Annotated in this window: 22 protein-coding genes and 1 tRNA gene; 19 read left to right on the top strand and 4 right to left on the bottom strand. The window is 56.1% G+C overall.

Features of this window, described 5'->3' with window-relative positions:
* Positions 1-29: 29 nt before the first annotated feature.
* The 10 genes from FDP08_RS02720 to FDP08_RS02765 all read left to right on the top strand — a co-directional run bounded on the left by FDP08_RS02720 (position 30) and on the right by FDP08_RS02765 (position 8,493).
* Entirely contained in the window at positions 30-986 is a 957-nt protein-coding gene (locus tag FDP08_RS02720; RefSeq protein WP_137434499.1) for an acyl-CoA desaturase, read from the top strand.
* Entirely contained in the window at positions 983-1,450 is a 468-nt protein-coding gene (locus tag FDP08_RS02725; RefSeq protein WP_137434500.1) for a nuclear transport factor 2 family protein, read from the top strand. Before FDP08_RS02720 ends, FDP08_RS02725 begins: the two co-directional genes overlap by 4 nt.
* Complete coding sequence (locus FDP08_RS02730) at positions 1,447-2,247, top strand: SDR family NAD(P)-dependent oxidoreductase (RefSeq protein WP_137434501.1); 801 nt, start codon at positions 1,447-1,449, stop codon at positions 2,245-2,247. The genes FDP08_RS02725 and FDP08_RS02730 overlap by 4 nt, the downstream gene beginning before the upstream one ends.
* The gene (locus FDP08_RS02735; RefSeq protein WP_137434502.1) at positions 2,244-3,509 is read left to right on the top strand and encodes an NAD(P)/FAD-dependent oxidoreductase; all 1,266 of its coding nucleotides are present in this window, start codon (positions 2,244-2,246) and stop codon (positions 3,507-3,509) included. Before FDP08_RS02730 ends, FDP08_RS02735 begins: the two co-directional genes overlap by 4 nt.
* A 14-nt stretch (positions 3,510-3,523) precedes the next feature.
* Positions 3,524-4,435, top strand: a complete 912-nt coding sequence (locus FDP08_RS02740) for a DUF1365 domain-containing protein (protein WP_228263216.1) — start codon at positions 3,524-3,526, stop codon at positions 4,433-4,435.
* The gene (locus FDP08_RS02745) at positions 4,423-5,694 is read left to right on the top strand and encodes an SAM-dependent methyltransferase (RefSeq protein ID WP_137434504.1); all 1,272 of its coding nucleotides are present in this window, start codon (positions 4,423-4,425) and stop codon (positions 5,692-5,694) included. The genes FDP08_RS02740 and FDP08_RS02745 overlap by 13 nt, the downstream gene beginning before the upstream one ends.
* A complete protein-coding gene (locus tag FDP08_RS02750) occupies positions 5,691-6,212 on the top strand; it encodes a DUF2878 domain-containing protein (RefSeq protein WP_137434505.1) in 522 nt (173 codons plus the stop codon). Before FDP08_RS02745 ends, FDP08_RS02750 begins: the two co-directional genes overlap by 4 nt.
* Complete coding sequence (locus tag FDP08_RS02755; RefSeq protein ID WP_137434506.1) at positions 6,209-6,943, top strand: hypothetical protein; 735 nt, start codon at positions 6,209-6,211, stop codon at positions 6,941-6,943. Before FDP08_RS02750 ends, FDP08_RS02755 begins: the two co-directional genes overlap by 4 nt.
* Before the next feature lie 88 nt (positions 6,944-7,031).
* Positions 7,032-7,844, top strand: a complete 813-nt coding sequence (xthA, locus tag FDP08_RS02760) for an exodeoxyribonuclease III (protein WP_137434507.1) — start codon at positions 7,032-7,034, stop codon at positions 7,842-7,844.
* A gap of 19 nt (positions 7,845-7,863) precedes the next feature.
* The gene (locus FDP08_RS02765; RefSeq protein ID WP_137434508.1) at positions 7,864-8,493 is read left to right on the top strand and encodes a TetR/AcrR family transcriptional regulator; all 630 of its coding nucleotides are present in this window, start codon (positions 7,864-7,866) and stop codon (positions 8,491-8,493) included.
* Positions 8,494-8,530: 37 nt separating this feature from the next.
* On the opposite strand, the gene FDP08_RS02770 is transcribed toward FDP08_RS02765, so the two are convergent.
* On the bottom strand, positions 8,531-8,950 hold the full coding sequence (locus FDP08_RS02770) for a phasin family protein (protein WP_137434509.1): 420 nt from the start codon (positions 8,948-8,950) through the stop codon (positions 8,531-8,533).
* A 391-nt stretch (positions 8,951-9,341) separates the two neighbouring features.
* On the opposite strand from FDP08_RS02770, the gene FDP08_RS02775 reads away from it, so the two are divergent.
* From FDP08_RS02775 to hemH, 4 genes are all read left to right on the top strand, one after another.
* Positions 9,342-9,782: a YeeE/YedE family protein gene (locus tag FDP08_RS02775; RefSeq protein WP_137434510.1), complete on the top strand. Its 441-nt coding sequence runs from the start codon at positions 9,342-9,344 to the stop codon at positions 9,780-9,782.
* 3 nt (positions 9,783-9,785) lie between these two features.
* Entirely contained in the window at positions 9,786-10,211 is a 426-nt protein-coding gene (locus tag FDP08_RS02780; protein ID WP_137434511.1) for a YeeE/YedE family protein, read from the top strand.
* A gap of 95 nt (positions 10,212-10,306) precedes the next feature.
* Positions 10,307-10,738: a protein tyrosine phosphatase family protein gene (locus FDP08_RS02785; protein WP_137434512.1), complete on the top strand. Its 432-nt coding sequence runs from the start codon at positions 10,307-10,309 to the stop codon at positions 10,736-10,738.
* A 43-nt stretch (positions 10,739-10,781) separates the two neighbouring features.
* Positions 10,782-11,891, top strand: a complete 1,110-nt coding sequence (gene hemH / locus FDP08_RS02790; protein WP_137434513.1) for a ferrochelatase — start codon at positions 10,782-10,784, stop codon at positions 11,889-11,891.
* A 343-nt stretch (positions 11,892-12,234) separates the two neighbouring features.
* Here the strand turns inward: hemH and FDP08_RS02800 are convergent.
* Positions 12,235-12,325: transfer RNA gene (locus tag FDP08_RS02800), tRNA-Ser, on the bottom strand.
* 284 nt (positions 12,326-12,609) lie between these two features.
* Here FDP08_RS02800 and FDP08_RS02805 point away from each other — a divergent pair.
* The 5 genes from FDP08_RS02805 to FDP08_RS02825 are packed head-to-tail and all read left to right on the top strand — an operon-like array spanning position 12,610 to position 14,742.
* Complete coding sequence (locus tag FDP08_RS02805) at positions 12,610-13,326, top strand: Bax inhibitor-1/YccA family protein (protein ID WP_137434514.1); 717 nt, start codon at positions 12,610-12,612, stop codon at positions 13,324-13,326.
* The gene (gene tusD, locus FDP08_RS02810) at positions 13,323-13,766 is read left to right on the top strand and encodes a sulfurtransferase complex subunit TusD (RefSeq protein ID WP_137434515.1); all 444 of its coding nucleotides are present in this window, start codon (positions 13,323-13,325) and stop codon (positions 13,764-13,766) included. Before FDP08_RS02805 ends, tusD begins: the two co-directional genes overlap by 4 nt.
* 2 nt (positions 13,767-13,768) lie before the next feature.
* Entirely contained in the window at positions 13,769-14,119 is a 351-nt protein-coding gene (locus tag FDP08_RS02815) for a DsrE family protein (RefSeq protein WP_137434516.1), read from the top strand.
* Between the two features lie 11 nt (positions 14,120-14,130).
* Positions 14,131-14,412, top strand: a complete 282-nt coding sequence (gene tusB, locus FDP08_RS02820; RefSeq protein WP_137434517.1) for a sulfurtransferase complex subunit TusB — start codon at positions 14,131-14,133, stop codon at positions 14,410-14,412.
* Between the two features lie 3 nt (positions 14,413-14,415).
* A complete protein-coding gene (locus FDP08_RS02825) occupies positions 14,416-14,742 on the top strand; it encodes a TusE/DsrC/DsvC family sulfur relay protein (RefSeq protein WP_137434518.1) in 327 nt (108 codons plus the stop codon).
* Between the two features lies 1 nt (position 14,743).
* Here the strand turns inward: FDP08_RS02825 and FDP08_RS02830 are convergent, their stop codons facing one another.
* Both FDP08_RS02830 and FDP08_RS02835 read right to left on the bottom strand, forming a co-directional pair.
* Positions 14,744-15,067, bottom strand: a complete 324-nt coding sequence (locus FDP08_RS02830) for a hypothetical protein (protein ID WP_137434519.1) — start codon at positions 15,065-15,067, stop codon at positions 14,744-14,746.
* Between the two features lie 49 nt (positions 15,068-15,116).
* A complete protein-coding gene (locus FDP08_RS02835; RefSeq protein ID WP_206077265.1) occupies positions 15,117-16,316 on the bottom strand; it encodes a DUF445 domain-containing protein in 1,200 nt (399 codons plus the stop codon).
* Positions 16,317-16,447 lie beyond the last annotated feature (131 nt).

The following is a 16,447-nucleotide window of genomic DNA, read 5'->3' on the forward strand; positions in this document are numbered from 1 at the left end:
TAAACCACGAACTAAAGGGCAATCAGGGTATGACCCGAGTGCATAACTGGCTGACAAACATTCTGAGATGGTTCGACTCCACTGCGGGTTCGGATCACCTCGACACAAGCTCTCGCGCTTTCAATTTTCTCAGGGTAGTGCCCTTTATAGCACTTCATCTTGCCTGTTTGCTGGTCATTTTTACCGGCACCAGTACCTTTGCCGTGGTCTTTGCAGCTGCATTCTTTGCTGTGCGTATGTTTGCCATTACCGGCTTCTACCATCGCTACTTCGCCCATAAAACGTTCAAGACCAGCCGCATGGCGCAATTCCTGTTCGGGGCCCTCGGTGCCAGTGCAGCCCAACGCGGACCATTGTGGTGGGCCGCCCACCACAGGCACCATCATCAGCACTCCGATGGTGAAATGGATCTGCACTCCCCCCACCAGGGCGGATTCTGGTGGTCCCATGTTGGTTGGTTTACCTGCGACGCGGGTTTTGCCATGAATGAGCGCCGGGTAAAGGACTGGATGAAGTTTCCGGAGTTGCGGTTCCTGAATCGGTTTGACTCGCTGGTGCCCGCAGCGGCCGCTATTGCCATCTATGCGCTGGGCGAAGGTCTGGCAGCCCGGGCCCCGGAGCTGGGCACAAATGGGTTGCAACTGCTGGTGTGGGGATTCTTCATTTCCACGGTAGTGCTCTTCCATGCCACCGTGTCCATCAATTCCCTGTCCCATGTGTGGGGCAAACGTCGCTTTGACACCGGCGACGACAGCAGAAACAACGTCTGGCTGGCCCTGATTACCATGGGCGAAGGCTGGCACAACAATCACCATCGCTGGCCGCAATCCGTGCGCCAGGGATTCCGGTGGTATGAGGTGGATATGACCTGGTACGGACTTTGGCTATTAGCGCGCCTGGGCATCATCTGGGACCTGAACCCGATTCCAGAGCACATTCAGGAAGAAACCCGCCAACTGGATGCCATGAGGAGGAAAAGATCATGAGTACCGCCTCAATCATTGATATGGGTAACAGGAATTCGTCGGTGCACGAAACCCTTGGTCGCTTCAGGCAACTCTTTAACAATCTCTGCGCTGGCAATATGGCCGAGCTGGGCAGCGTGTACAGCGACAATGTTCGCTTTACGGATCCCTTTACCACGGTTCGGGGCATTGATGAGCTCACAGAATATTTCACCGGCGCCTACGCCAACGTCATCTCTTGCGGCTTCGATTTCGGCGACCCTGTGATCAACGGTGAAGACGTGTGCATCCCCTGGGTGATGCATTTGCAGCACAAGCGCATTCTTAAAGGTAAGGCTGTGAAAGTAGACGGCATCAGCCAACTGGTGATCCGCGAGGGGCGTGTCCTCTCTCATCGTGACTACTTTGACGCGGGCCAACTGCTCTACGAGAACCTCCCGATCATGGGCGGCATTATTCGCTGGATAAGGAATCAGGCAGGATGAGTCAACGGCTTGATTCACCATCCAGTATCTGGATCACCGGGGCCAGTTCCGGTATCGGAGAGGCGGTTACCAGGGAACTTGTCCAACAGGGCCATAGATTGATCATCACCGGTCGCAGGCAGGAAGCACTTGACCAACTGTGCGCCCTGGCACCGGAAAGGATGAAGTCCGCTATGGCTGACACCACGGACCGGGAAGCGCTTCAGTCAATCAGCGCTGACCTGGAATCGTTCGGCAGCCTGGACATGGCCATTCTGAATGCTGGCACCTGTGAGTACCTGGAAATTGCGGAATACGACAGCAGCATCATCGACCACAACGTGACCACCAATGTGGTTGGTACCGCCCGCTGCCTGGATATCGCCCTGCCCGCACTTCGGCGCACGGTGCAGCAGGGGCGTCCGGCCACCCTGGTGATTGTCAGTTCCTCGGCCTGGTGGTTTCCGTTCGGGCGGGCGGAAGGTTACGGCGCCTCCAAGGCGGCACTGACGTATTTTGCCCACGCCTTGCGGGCGGACCTGGCCTCCGAAGGCATCGATGTTGTGGTGGTTTCCCCGGGCTTTGTCAAAACGCCCCTGACCGATCGCAATGATTTTCCCATGCCCTTCCTGGTATCTGCGGAAGATGCAGCAACACGGATTGTAAACGGGCTGCGCAAGGGAAAAACGGAGATCGCATTTCCCAAACGTTTTACATGGACATTGAAGCTCCTCGGAGCCCTGCCCCAGGGCCTGATTGACCGAATGGCAGCCAGCATGAGCCGGCAAAGCAGGAAAGAACAGGAATCCAATGAATGAGTAACGAACGTCAACGTATTGCCGTTATTGGCGCTGGTGTATCGGGGTTGACCACAGCCTGGCTGCTATCGGAAAAGTACCATGTAGAACTGTTTGAGGCCGGAGACTACGCCGGCGGTCATACCAACACAGAATCGGTGACGGCCGGCGGACGAGAGTGGCCGGTCAACACTGGGTTTATAGTCTTCAATGACTGGACCTACCCCAATTTTATCAGGCTGATGGACCGGCTGGGGGTTGAATCCGAAGTCAGCGACATGAGCTTCAGTGTTGACTGTCACTCGTCTGGCCTGCAGTACAACGGCACCAGCCTGAATACGCTGTTTGCGCAACGCAGCAACCTGCTGAATCTGCCATTCCTCCGTATGATCCGGGAGATTCTGAGATTCAACAGGGAGTCCCGCGCAGACCTGGCAGAAGGCAACATCGGGGACGAAGAAAGCCTTGGGGAATACCTCAACCGTAACGGCTACTCCCGGTATTTCCGCAAGTACTACATCGTTCCCATGGGCGCCGCTATCTGGTCAGCGCCGGAAATTGTGCTGGAACAGTTCCCGATCCGCTTCTTCCTGCAGTTTTTCAACAATCACGGCATGCTGTCAGTAGACGACCGGCCCACATGGCGGGTTATTTCCGGCGGTTCTGCCCGCTATGTCGAAGCCATGATGGGCCGGCTTGAAAACCACACCCACCTGAACAGCCCGGTGACCGCTGTGTTACGTCAGCAGGACAAGGTGCTGCTGACCGTGAACGATGAGCAACAGGAATTTGACCAGGTGGTGTTTGCCTGTCACAGCGACCAGGCACTGAAAATGATCAAGGACCCCACCGCCAAAGAACTGGAAATCCTGGGGGCCATTACCTACCAGAGCAATGACGTGGTGCTTCATACTGACAGCACGGTACTTCCCTCGAACCGGCGCGCCTGGGCAGCCTGGAACTACTTTATCCCCCAACACAGTACCGAGCCGGTTTCCGTTACTTACAACATGAATGTGCTGCAGAACTTTCACCATGCCCCGGAAACCTTCTGCGTCACTCTCAACCGCAGCGCTGATATTGCTCCGGATCGCATTATCAAACGGTTCGACTACGCCCATCCGGTGTTTACCCTGCAAGCCGTTGCCGCCCAGAAACGTTATGATGAAATCGGCGGCCACAATCGCAGCCATTTCTGCGGCGCTTATTGGTTCAACGGCTTTCATGAAGACGGCGTGTGCAGCGCATTGCGAGTCACCAGCGCCCTGGGAGTGGAGTTGTAACCGTGAATGCTGCCGTGCAAGACACGTTGATAGGCGATCGCCTTCACAGCCAGTGGCTGGAGGGCACCATCCGCCATCGACGCATGGCGCCTGTGCGCCATGAGTTCAGTTACAGCACCGGCATGCTGGCACTGGATTTGCGGGAGTGGCACTCAGTGACTGACATAAGCCGTCTGTTTTCGCTGGAAAAGTTCAACTGGCTTTCGCTTCGGCGGCAGGACTACTTTCAGCCCGAGAAAGACAACCTGTTGCAGTCCGTGACGAATCAGGTGCAGAGCGCGACAGGCTGGAAACCGGATGGCCCGGTAGAGTTGATTACCCACCCCCGCTATTTCGGTTATGTGTTTAACCCGGTCAGCTTCTACTTCTGCTACAACGCCGGTGACAGGCCTGACAATGGCGCAGTACCAAGGGTAATTCTGGCCCAGATTACCAACACCCCCTGGAAAGACCGACACGTGTACTGCCTGGAAAGCACCGGGGCGGAGCCTACCAGTGCCGGCTGGCGCACGGAGCGTTTCGGGTTCGGCAAACGTTTCCATGTATCCCCGTTCAATCCCATGGACCAGCATTACCAATGGACCTTCAGTTTCCGGGGTCCTGAAGTGCGCATTCATATGAATGTATTTCAGGACGACCGTAAACATTTTGATGCCACTCTGGTGGTCCGACGCACCCCCCTGGATCGTAAACAACTTCACAGAAGCCTCAGGCAGTTTCCCGTCGAAGCGCTGAAGGTGGTGGGTGGAATCTACTGGCACGCACTGAAGCTGAAACTCAAGGGCGTGCCCTTTTTCACCCACCCGGACAAGCTTCCGGAAAGCGACCCTGCCCACAGGCTCGGAAGCACCGATTCAGGCCTTGATGTTACCAGGGCCGCCGACCGAACTAAGACAACCGGAAAGGTAAGCTCATGGAGAACCTGAACACCTCACTTGAATCCACAGGCGCCGAAAGGCATGCCCCCCTGACCAGCCGTGTGGCACGGCACCTGGTCTGCCAGCAATTGTCACTGCTGGAAGACGGCGCCCTGACCATTCGTGAGGCCGGCCAGCAGACCCTGAGTTTTGGCGATGGCGACATCCGCTTTGCGCCAGCAGAACTGGTTATCCATGACAGCAGTACCTGGAAGGACCTGCTTACCGGCGGGAGTATTGGTGCAGCAGAATCCTATGTGGCTGGAGACTGGTCAACACCGGACCTGGTGGCGCTGTTGCGTTTCTTCACCCGCAACGTGGACCGCATGAACGAATTTGAAGACAGATTCAGCTGGATCACCAAGCCGGCGCTAAAAGGCTTGCACTGGCTGAACCGGAACACCAAAGAGGGTTCCCGCAATAACATCAGTGCCCACTACGACCTGGGTAACGACCTGTTTGAAACCTTTCTCGACCCCACCATGATGTACTCGTCGGCTATCTACCCGCGCCCTGAGGCAACCCTGGAGGAGGCAGCCGTACACAAACTCGATACCATCTGCCGCAAGCTTGACCTTCACCCCGGCGATCGTGTGATGGAAATCGGAACTGGCTGGGGCGGCTTTGCGGTACATGCTGCCAGGCACTTCGGCTGCCATGTGACCACCACCACAATTTCATCCGAACAGCTTGAGCTGACGCGAGAAAAGGTGAAGGCCGAGGGCCTCGAGGACAGAATCACCCTGCTGTTTGATGACTACCGGGACCTGGAAGGCCAGTTTGACAAGCTGGTGTCCATCGAGATGATTGAAGCGGTCGGCCCACAGTTCCTGGACAGCTATTTTTCCCAGATCAGCCGGTTACTGAAACCCGAGGGATTGGCACTGGTCCAGGCCATCACTATGCCCGAGCAGCGCTATCGCCGGGCACTGAAAAATGTTGATTTTATTCAGCGGTTCATCTTCCCGGGGAGTTTTATCCCCTCATTCGGCGCCATTCTGGGCTCTGTTCGTAGCGGGTCCGACCTGGTGATGACCCATGCCGAGGATATCGGGTTTCACTACGCCCGCACCCTGCACGACTGGTGCGAGCGATTCATGACAAACCGCGAAAAGCTTGAGGGCCAGGGATACGATGAAGCCTTTCGCAGGCTCTGGCATTTTTACTTTGCCTACTGCGAGGCCGGATTCAGCGAACGGGCCATTGGCGTGTCGCAAATAGTGTTCGCCAAGCCGGGCAACAAACGCGCGAATATCCTCAGCGTATGATTCAGTCAGATACCGTCCGCAACACCATCAATTTCGTTCTGTTCCAGGTGGGTTGGTTCATTTGTGTTCTCTACCCGGGCCTTTCGGCGGCCGGCTTCGTGGTGTTGCTGGTAGCTTTTCATCTTGCCTTTATCAGCAGGCACCGCCTCGCCGAATTGCAGTTTATCGGCGCCGGCGCCGTCCTTGGCGGCCTGCTTGATGGCATCTGGTTCCAGACCGGTATCCTCGATGACGGTACCGGCAGTGTTGAACTCACGCCGGTATGGCTGGTGGGTATCTGGGCCATATTCATGACCACCCTCTCCCACTCCCTGTCCTGGATCAGCAGCAGGGCCTGGCTGCCGTTTGTGTGTGCTCCGGTTGCAGGTCCATTCGCCTACTGGTCCGCAAGCAAACTGGGTGCGGTAGAACTTCCCGATCTGACCCTGTCACTGCTGGCACTGGCTGCCGGCTGGCTGGTGGTGTTTCCGGCCCTGCTTTACCTGCGTAAGGTCCTCTACCCGGAGCTGGCCCGATGAAACGAATGGTAGTGTTTTTCGCTTTCTCCCTGCCGGTGCTCACCACCATGGCGGCGGAAGTACGCTTCACCGGTGAAGCCACGGCGAAAAGCGATGACAAGGTAATCTATGAAGAGCGCCATCTTGTGGAAGGCGAGTGTTCAGACGGCCTGTTCTACCCCGCTACTCAAACCGTTACTTACGTTCGCGCCGGCGGCAATGAATTCGCCAGCAAGACACTTTCCTACGATGAGTCGCAATTGCGCCCCACCGTTGACTTCCGGCAGCCGGAATTCAACGAAGCCATGGACATCACCAATCCGAACGATGATGAACTGACGATCGAATGGCGCACGCCAGACGGGAACACGGAAAGCTTCTCGGTAGAGGTTACCGACACCCTGGTGGCGGATGCGGGCTTTGACCATCTGGTCCGACAGAACTGGGCGGCTGTTACGTCCGGCGACAGTGTGGAATTTGATTTCCTGGCGCCTACCCGCGGCAAGGCCTACGGCTTTGTTCTCGAGCCCGCAGGCGACAACCGGATTGATGCCGCGTACACAGTGCGGATAAAGCCTTCCGGTGTCATTCTCGGTTTCCTGGTGGACCCGATTCTGCTGGGCTACAACGAAGAAGGCATGCTGACGGACTACATAGGCCTGACCAATATCCGCAAGGACAGGGACACCAATTACACCGCCCATATCCGTTATACCGTGGAAACCACCCCGGATTGTGAACTGACCCGCTGAATCCGTCCTCACAGCCAACGCAGACACCCCGGCCTGTTATGATAGACTTTCTGTTTTCCGCCACAGCTACAACAGAGAGCCTTCACAGATGATGTTTGTCTCCTTCAACGTCAACAGTATTCGCACCCGACTGCACCAGCTTGAGGCCGTCATCAGGGATCTCAACCCGGATTTCATCGGCCTGCAGGAAACCAAGGTGACTGACGAAGATTTCCCGGTGGAGGCTATCCGTAACTTGGGCTACCACGTTCACTTTCATGGTCAGAAAACACATTACGGCGTTGCCCTGCTTTCGCGTCAGGAGCCAGACAGTGTTCAGAAAGGCTACCCGTGGGATGGCGAGGATTCCCAGCGGCGGCTGATTACCGGCCACTTCACCGTAGACGGCCATAAGCTGACCGTGATTAACGGCTACTTCCCCCAGGGTGAAAGCCGGGATCACCCGGTGAAGTTCCCGGCCAAAGAGAAGTTCTACGCCGACCTGATGCGCTACCTCGACGAACTCAAGGCGACCGGCAACGAGATTGTGCTCATGGGTGACATGAATATTTCCCCCACCGACCTGGATATTGGCATCGGTGCCGACAACGCCAGGCGCTGGCTACGTACAGGGAAATGCAGCTTCCTTCCGGAAGAGCGGGAATGGCTGGGACAGGTGGAAAGCCTTGGCTTTACCGATGTATTCCGCCATCTGCATCCGGAGGAATCAGACACCTTCAGCTGGTTCGATTATCGCAGCAAAGGGTTTGAACGGGACCCGCGCCGGGGGCTGAGGATTGATCTGGTCATGGCCAGTGACAACCTGCTACCAAAGGCAAAGGAAGCCGGGGTAAGCTACGACATTCGTGCCATGGAGCGGCCCTCGGACCATTGTCCGGTGTGGGCCAGCTTCGACATCTGACCCCCTTCCAGGCCGCGCCATGAAAAAAATCAAAACCCGCGACCGAATTCTGGAGGCCAGCCTGATGCTGTTCAACAGCACCGGCGAACCCAACGTCACGACCCTGCTGATTTCTGACGAACTGGATATCTCCCCCGGTAACCTCTATTACCATTTCAAGAGCAAGGGGGACATCGTCGGGGAGTTATTTGCCAGTTACGAGCACGAGATGCTCGACCTGTTGGCGGTGCCTGCGGACGCCGATATCAGCCTGGACCAACAGAGTTTTTTCCTGCACCTGCTGTTTGAAACCGTCGCCCGCTACCGTTTCCTGTACCAGGACCTGGTGAACGTGTTGTCGCGTTACGAACAGCTGCAGACGCGTTTCCGCCGCATACTCAAGAAGAAAACCAGCGGTTTCAGGACGATCTGTGAGAGCTTTCGGCGCCAGGGCATCATGGAGATCACCGACGGAGAACTGGAGGCCCTCTGCGACCAGTTGACCCTGACAGCCTGTTACTGGAGCAGCTTTGACAGCCTGTCGCACCTGGAAGACCGGGAGTCCATGGATCCCGGCCGAGGCGTTTACCAGATGATGTACTTGCTGTTGCCCTACCTGAGGTCTGAGGAAAAAGAGCAGATCTATCTGATGAGCCGGGATTATCTATGAGCGTGAATCCCGGAGCTCCAGCACCAACGATGGCGGATCATTCCTCCTCGGAACGGTCCTCGGTTTGTTCACGTAACCGGACAAGTTCGGCTTCGAGCGCCTGTATCCGGCGCTCCAGAGCGTCTATGTCCTCGCGGCGGTGAATACCCAGGCGGCGCAACGCCCCGGACACCCGCTCGTCAAACAGGTGCTCGAGTCTGTCCCAGGTACCTGTGGCCCTGTCCCGCACATCACCCACGCGATCCTCCACCGACCGAACGTGTTTCTCGACAACACCGCGGGTCTTGCTTTCCAGCTGTTCGCCTTCCTGGACCAGGCGCTCGAAAAACTTGCCGGCATCCTCTTCTGCCTTGGTGTAGGCTCCCAGCCCGGCAAGCCAGATCTGCCTTGCAGACCCCTTGATCTTACCCGCCAGCTGTTCGTCGTTTTCCGGCTTGTTTTCGTTTTCGTCAGACATGCAAAACCTCGGAGGATATAAACGCTCTGTTACCATTGATTGTATTACAGCAGGCCCCGAATTTCAGTCAGCAACCGCAAATCTTCCCCAACGGCCTTTTGCCACTTGCCCTGATACCCGCACCACCAACGGCTTTAGTATAAGCACACTTTCTATATGAAAAAATGTGATCAAACGAATCGTTCGGAGGCTTGAAGTGTTCAAAATATGGTCAATACTTCACTGTACCGGTATCCCTGCTGATGCCGGTTTGTCTGGAAGTCTTTCATGGATACTACTCGCACGCCTCTGCCCGGCCTCCAGTGCCGGGCTTTTTTATGCCTCAAATTCGTTATATAGTTATTACCTTAAGATATATCTATAGTTCTATTGCTTCTAGAGGATGCACTGCATGATTGAAATCGCGTGGGGACATTTCACCCCATGGTCCGCATTGGCCGGCGGAATCATTATTGGCTTGTCGGCAACTGCGTTCATATTGCTGAATGGGCGAATTGCCGGTATCAGCGGAATTCTTGGTGGTCTGCTGACGCCGCAGAAGCGTGATGTGCTCTGGCGCGTGGCCTTCCTGGCCGGCATGTTAGCCGCACCCCTGTTGTGGATGATGATAGCGGAGTTGCCAGCCATCGAGATCAAAGCGAGTTACCCGGCCCTTATCGTGGCGGGTCTGCTGGTGGGCATCGGCACACGCTATGGCTCCGGCTGTACCAGCGGGCATGGCGTTTGTGGCCTGTCCCGGTTATCCGTACGTTCGCTGACTGCAACCCTGACCTTTATGGCAGCCGGCTTTATTACCGTTTATATCATCCGCCACCTGATTCAAGGAGCCTGATTCATGAAATTCAATCTTGCTTCATTCGGTGCCGGCCTCCTGTTTGGCCTGGGCCTGCTTGTCAGTGGCATGGCCAATCCCGAAAAGGTTCTCGGTTTCCTCGATATTGCCGGGCAATGGGATCCTTCCCTGGCCTTTGTGATGGCTGGCGCCATTCTTGTAGGCCTGTTCGCCTTTACCGTCGCGAAGAAGCGGACAATGTCCTTCCTCGGCTTCGATATGCGCTTGCCCGCCTCAGACCGTCTCGACAAACGGCTGGTGGTCGGCAGTGTTCTGTTCGGCGCAGGCTGGGGGCTAGCCGGCTTCTGTCCCGGACCTGGACTGGTAGCGCTGGGAGCCGGTAAAACCGGTGCCCTGGTATTCGTGGTGGCAATGATCGCTGGTATGGGGTTGTTCGAGGTGGTTGAGAAAAACCGGGCTGCGAAATGAAATCACCCGTTGCCCGCCCCTCACATCCCTCTGACACAGGCGGGTTCACTATGGCATTATGCATTGGCTTTTCATGACTGGTTAGAGGATCTTGAATGGACATCAGACGCATTGATGACACGATTTCCGTGGCCCCTCAGTTGTCGGTAGACGACATTGCCGAGGCTGCAAAGCTGGGTTTCAGAACCCTCGTGGCCAACCGGCCAGACGGAGAGGAAGCTGGGCAACCCGCTATGGCTGACATCGAAGCCGCTGCTCGTGAAAATGGTATGGAATGGGTTTATCTGCCGGTGGAATCCGGCAATATCCTGAATAATGACGTTGACCGGTTTGATGCAATGATCCGGGAGGTCGAGAAACCCGTATTGGCTTTCTGTCGCTCGGGAACACGTTGCACGGTTCTCTGGGCACTGAGCTCCGCTCGCTCCAAACCGGCACAGGACATTGTCAGCAAAGCCCGCAATGCCGGCTATGATATCGGCGGCCTGGCACCAAGAATGGCCGAGCAGGCACAGAAGAAGTCCTGAGTCACCTTTTGCCCGGACACAAACGCTACCAGGATGCAGCACCATGCAGTACAAGGGTACCGCCAACTTTCGCCATGACCATCCGGAAAAGACCGGGGTACTGGTCACCAATCTGGGAACCCCGGATGCCCCGACCTCATCAGCCCTGCGCCGCTACCTAGGCGAATTTCTATGGGACCCCCGGGTGGTGGAAGTGCCCCGACCGATCTGGTGGCTGATCCTGCATGGCATTATTCTGCGGATCCGGCCCAGCCGCTCCGCCAAGGCCTATGCCAGCGTCTGGCAACCTGAGGGTTCGCCGTTGCTGACCCACACCGCCAAACAGGCGGAAGGCATTCGCAAAGAGCTGCAGGCAAAGTACGGCAACAACATCGTGGTTGGTTTTGCCATGCGCTATGGTAACCCGAGTGTTTCAAAGGTTCTGGATGAAATGCAGGCGCAGGGGGTGCGGCAGTTACTGGTATTGCCGCTGTATCCCCAGTATTCCGCTTCGACCTCCGCATCCACGTTTGACGCCATTGCCCATGACTTCACGCGCCGGCGCTGGATACCGGACCTCCGGTTTGTTTCCCACTACCCGGACTATCCGCCCTACATCGAAGCCATGGCCAACCATATTCAGGCACACTGGAATGAGCATGGGCGAAATGAAAAGCTGATTCTTTCCTACCACGGCGTACCTCTGAAGTACCTGGAAAAGGGCGATCCCTATCATTGCGAATGCCACAAGACGTCACGGCTGCTGGCAGAAAGGCTCGGTTTGTCGAAGGGTGACTACATGACGACCTTCCAGTCCCGTTTCGGACGTGAGGAATGGTTGCAGCCCTACACCGACGAGACCCTGAAATCCCTGCCCGGGAAAGGCGTAAAGTCGATCGATGTCTTCTGCCCCGGTTTCTCCTCGGATTGCCTGGAAACCGTTGAGGAAATTGATGAAGAGAATCGGGAATACTTCCTGGAAGCGGGCGGCGAAGGTTTCAGTTATATCCCGGCGCTGAATGCAACACCGGGGCACATCAGTGCTCTGACGCAACTGATTGAAGACAACCTGCAGGGCTGGACAGTGCCCACCAATAAGCCGGATGAACTGGCCACCCGGCTAAGGCTTGCAGAAGAACAAAAGCAGGTTCAGTACCCGGGCCGAGACCTGTGATCTGATCCGGACTTGTCTCAGGGAGTCCTGTTCTTGGCAGGGCTCTCTAAAAGGTCCGGCACTGATTCGCAGAACGCACACTCCTGCGTATCCACTGCAGCTCCCCCTGCCTCCACATAACGGACTTAATGGCTTGCCCCACCACGATTGGCCGACACCGAGAATTTACGGTCGTGGCGAACGTCCTGAGTCGTCTCCTGATCGGTCTTTGAGTTCTGCATAGCTGGATCCCCTTCACATCTGTCAGTCAATTATGGAGTCGAATCACGCGGAATCAACTCAGACTGCAAGCGGGATTAAAGGCAGTGAAAGTGACGGGAAACCAAAGAGAATGAAGAGAAAGTGGCGGTGGGCCAGGGATTCGAACCCCGGGAAGGCTACTAACCTTCGGCGGTTTTCAAGACCGCTGCATTCAGCCACTCTGCCAGCCCACCGTTTTCTCCACAGCCGTCATTGCGACAGCGGGGAGCATGATACCGGAATCTCCTGTTCTGTCAACGCCCTGCAAAATCCCTGGCAGGATTGAGCCGTTCAGAGAAGTCTAACCTGGAGTTAATGGTATTTAAGGGAATCTTTACCCACCATTAAAGTCAGAAACGATTGAAAGTTGGGAATTCGGCATTATGATGGAGTAAGAATTCGGATGCAGAGCCATGATGGGCTCCTGCGCCACACTAGCTGTTTAAACACAGCTGATAAAAACCGGAGAAGATTCAGAATGGAAAACAGACAGTATAACGTTCAGAAGCGTCAGGGCATCACGCTAAACCGTGGCTCTGGCACAGCCGCCATCAGTCCTGAGGCGACGAAGGTTCTGCGTAACACCTATAGCCTGCTCGCCATGACACTACTGTTCAGTGCCGTGATGGCTGGCGTTTCCATGTCTATCGGCCTGGGACGAGGCGTAAGCCTCATCTGCATGCTGGGCGCACTTGCCCTGGTGTGGCTGGTTCTGCCAAGAACCGCCAACAGCTCCGCCGGTATTGGTGTGGTCTTCGCGTTCACGGGTCTTCTCGGTCTTTCGATCGGTCCAACCCTGAACTACTATCTGGCCATGTCTAACGGCGGCCAGATTGTAATGCAGGCCCTGGGCGGAACCGCAGTTGTGTTCTTGGCCCTGTCAGGTTACGTGCTGACCACCAAGAAAGACTTCAGCTTCATGCGAGGCCTGCTGGTTGCCGGTCTCGTTGTAGTGCTGGTAGCGCTGGTGGGTTCGCTGGTTGCCGGTATGTTCGGCGTTGACATCGGCGCCTTCAGCCTTGCCATCAGTGCGGCTATCGTGTTCCTGATGTCTGGTTTCATCCTGTATGACACAAGCCGGATTGTGAACGGCGGTGAGACCAACTACATCATGGCGACAACAGGCCTCTTCCTGAATATCTACAACCTGTTCCTGAGCCTGCTTCACCTCATTGGCGCATTTTCCAACGAATGAGCAACAGCCTGCCAGAGCAGACAAAAACCCCGGCACCTGCCGGGGTTTTTACGTTGGTGATTACCGGGGCACCCTACTCGTCTCAGGCACCGCAAACTGCTCTACAGTTTGCCCACGCCGTGCTGGCTGCCAACAAGCGCATCGACCGGGTGTTCCTCTACGGTGATGGCGTTCACCTGGCATCCAGCCTTAGCTCGCCCCCGTCCGATGAACTGAATCTGTCTGAAGCCTGGGCCGCTTTTCTTGCCGAAAACAATATTCCCGGCGTTGCCTGTATTGCCTCGGCTCTCCGGCGAGGTCTTGTCAACGAATCAGAGCGGCAACGTTACGAGCTGACCGCTTCCAACCTGCGGGCACCCTTTGAGATAGCAGGCCTGGGTGAGTGGGTAGACAGTACAGCTTCTGAATCCCGGGTTTTATACTTTCACAAGGGAGGCTGACGATGAGTACACTGATCATTATCGACCAGCCGCCCTACGGCTCCTGGGAAGGCCGGGAAGCGCTGGACATGGCCTTCTCCCTAGCCGCGTTTGATCAACCCGTGTCGCTGTTGTTCTGCGGTGCAGGAGTGAACTGGCTGCGCAAAGGACAGGACGCCGCGAAGGTTCATCAGAAATCCATAGAGCGGAATCTGTCTGCAGCGCCAATCTTCGGCGTGGAAGCTCTGCTGGCAGACAGTCATGCCTGCGATCAGTATGGTCTGGTTGAAACGGAGCTGCTCGACCAGGCCACCATTACCGACTTCGGCCCGGAGCTGACCGCCCGCTTTGATCACGTCGCGTTTGCAGGCTAGGAGCTGAAACAATGATCTCATTTAAAACCCTGCATATCCTCAATAAGCCGCCGGATCACAGCCGCTTCAGGCTGTGCCTCTCTGCTATCGGGCCTGAGGATGGCTTGCTGCTGACCGAAAACGGCGTCCTGGCTGTTACCCGGCGGCTGGGTCTGAACCCAGAGCGATGTTTTGCGCTGTCGCCGGACCTGGAAGCGCGGGGACTTTCATCGCAGTTCAGCAAGGAGCAGACTGTGTCATTCGATGGCATGGTAGGCCTGACCGCATCTGCAGAAAACGTCATTAGCTGGTGAACCATGACTGATATCACGATGCCGGAACGAAACAATGAAGGTTTTCTGGAGATCGCCGAGCAATGGAACCCGAAGGTTGCCGAGGTTATTGCGGACGAGGATGGCATCAACCTTAGCGATAATCACTGGGAAATCATCCGGTTTCTGCGAGATTTTTACAAACAGCATGAAATGTCGCCGCCCTCTAACCGTCTGTTCGTAAAATCGGTAAAAGAGGCGTTTGGTGAAGAAAAGGGTAACAGTATCTATCTGATGCAGCTGTTTCCCGGCACCCCGGCAAAAACCGCCTGCCGCATTGCCGGTCTGCCGCGGCCGACCAACTGCCTGTAGGTCATCCGGGAGGCTTTCTGCCCTGACCTGGCACATCGCCAAGGAAGCTGCTCAGGCCGTTTTCGAACAGGTTCGAACCGAAGCGCAGAAACTGTCGTGTTGATTCCTTGGCCGTGCTTTCCGGAAGTTCCCGCAGGGTTTCCTCCACCCCCTGCCGCACGCCTCTTTTTACGGCAGGTTCTATCTCCCGTGAAGCCTTAATGATTTCCTCGACCTTGCGGTCAAGATGGGGTTTCACCACGGCAAACCAGAACACAGCAACCACTGATAATACCGCAGCTGCTGTTACCCCTGCCTGAATAACGAGTGTCCATCCAAAATTCATACACTGCCCTCCGGGTCAGTCAGTTGTGCCAGACCTTTATTTCGGTCTGTCACGAAAATAGTTTGGTTAACGCCAGAAACTGCAGCCCACAGGCCAGGGCGCCCAGCAGCCCACCCACCAGCATGAGCTGGAACTCCTCTTCACGGAACGCCGGCCTGAGTATGTCCTGGAACTCCGCAGGGCCCAGGGATTTCATCTGGCTGGCCAGGACGCTGGCCACGACCGGAGCCCTTTCCCGATTGAATGCCGGGTCGCTGAACACATCATGGGTTGCAAGCACAGCCTTCTGGTTCATGGCTTTCTTCAGTTCAGTGTAACCCGTCATACCCACAGTGACCTGGGCGGTCAGCTTCATGACCACGGAGTTGTCCAGAAGTGGTCGCAAGTGCTTCTGAATAATTGCCCGGGTGCGGTCGCCATGGCTGCCGTTGATCATGGCATCAGCGACCTTCTCTACCGTAATCAGCTCCTCGGCGACCAGTTTGGCCCAGACATCGCTGATTTCCGGCTGACGCCTGAGAAACAGCCCCTGAACTTTCCAGAAGAACAAGCGCCGGGGCTCCAGGGGGCGGAATATCAGGTTAATGGCAATCCAGTTAGTGAGAAACCCCACGACAAACCCTCCCACCGGCAGCAGCCAGGGCTCAGGGTATCGGGCCCAGATGGGCGCCAGAATTGCCCCGAGAATACCCCCGATGATCGCACCGCGGTTAATCACCGACCGGAGCTCCACCGAGCCGGCCTGCTGGAATATCCGGTTCATCAGGTCCGGGTGGGACTCGAGTTCACGGCTCAGCAGCGCCTTGAGATCAACCAGGTCGTTGAGATCGTCACCAAAGTCCTCCACCAGTGACTCGATCCGGCCCGGCAACTGTTCGCGCCCCCATTGGTAGATGCGGTTGCGGACGAACAATGGCAGGTTGTCCCAAAGCACCGGCTGGATGTCGTACATGACCTCATCGATGTACTCATCCATCCGTGGGCCGACCTGGGAAATGACCTGCTCCACGATTCTCTGGGGTTCCAGTTGCTGGTAGACCGCGTTCAGGTCACCAAACTGTTGCAGGGTGCGGTCGATGCAGATATGGGCCATTTTCTCGGCCTTGCGGGGAATAACACCCTGCCATCCAAAGACTCCGACACCCACAAACTGCACGGGATAGAATGACATCTGAATAGCCAGCCAGTTGGTAAACCAGCCAACCATAGCGGCCACAAGTGGCACAGACAGAAGTGCTACATCAACCAAGACAAACCCCAGCGTATGAATGGCGGGCACAGTGCAGCGGGCGCGCCGTTAATTGTCAGGCAGGCAATCTTACCCGCCGTTTGGTTCTGATTATGTGACTGATATTAAAGTAAGTGAAATAAACCGACATT

The sequence above is a fragment of the Marinobacter panjinensis genome (assembly GCF_005298175.1).
In the GTDB taxonomy this organism is placed as follows: Bacteria; Pseudomonadota; Gammaproteobacteria; order Pseudomonadales; family Oleiphilaceae; genus Marinobacter; species Marinobacter panjinensis.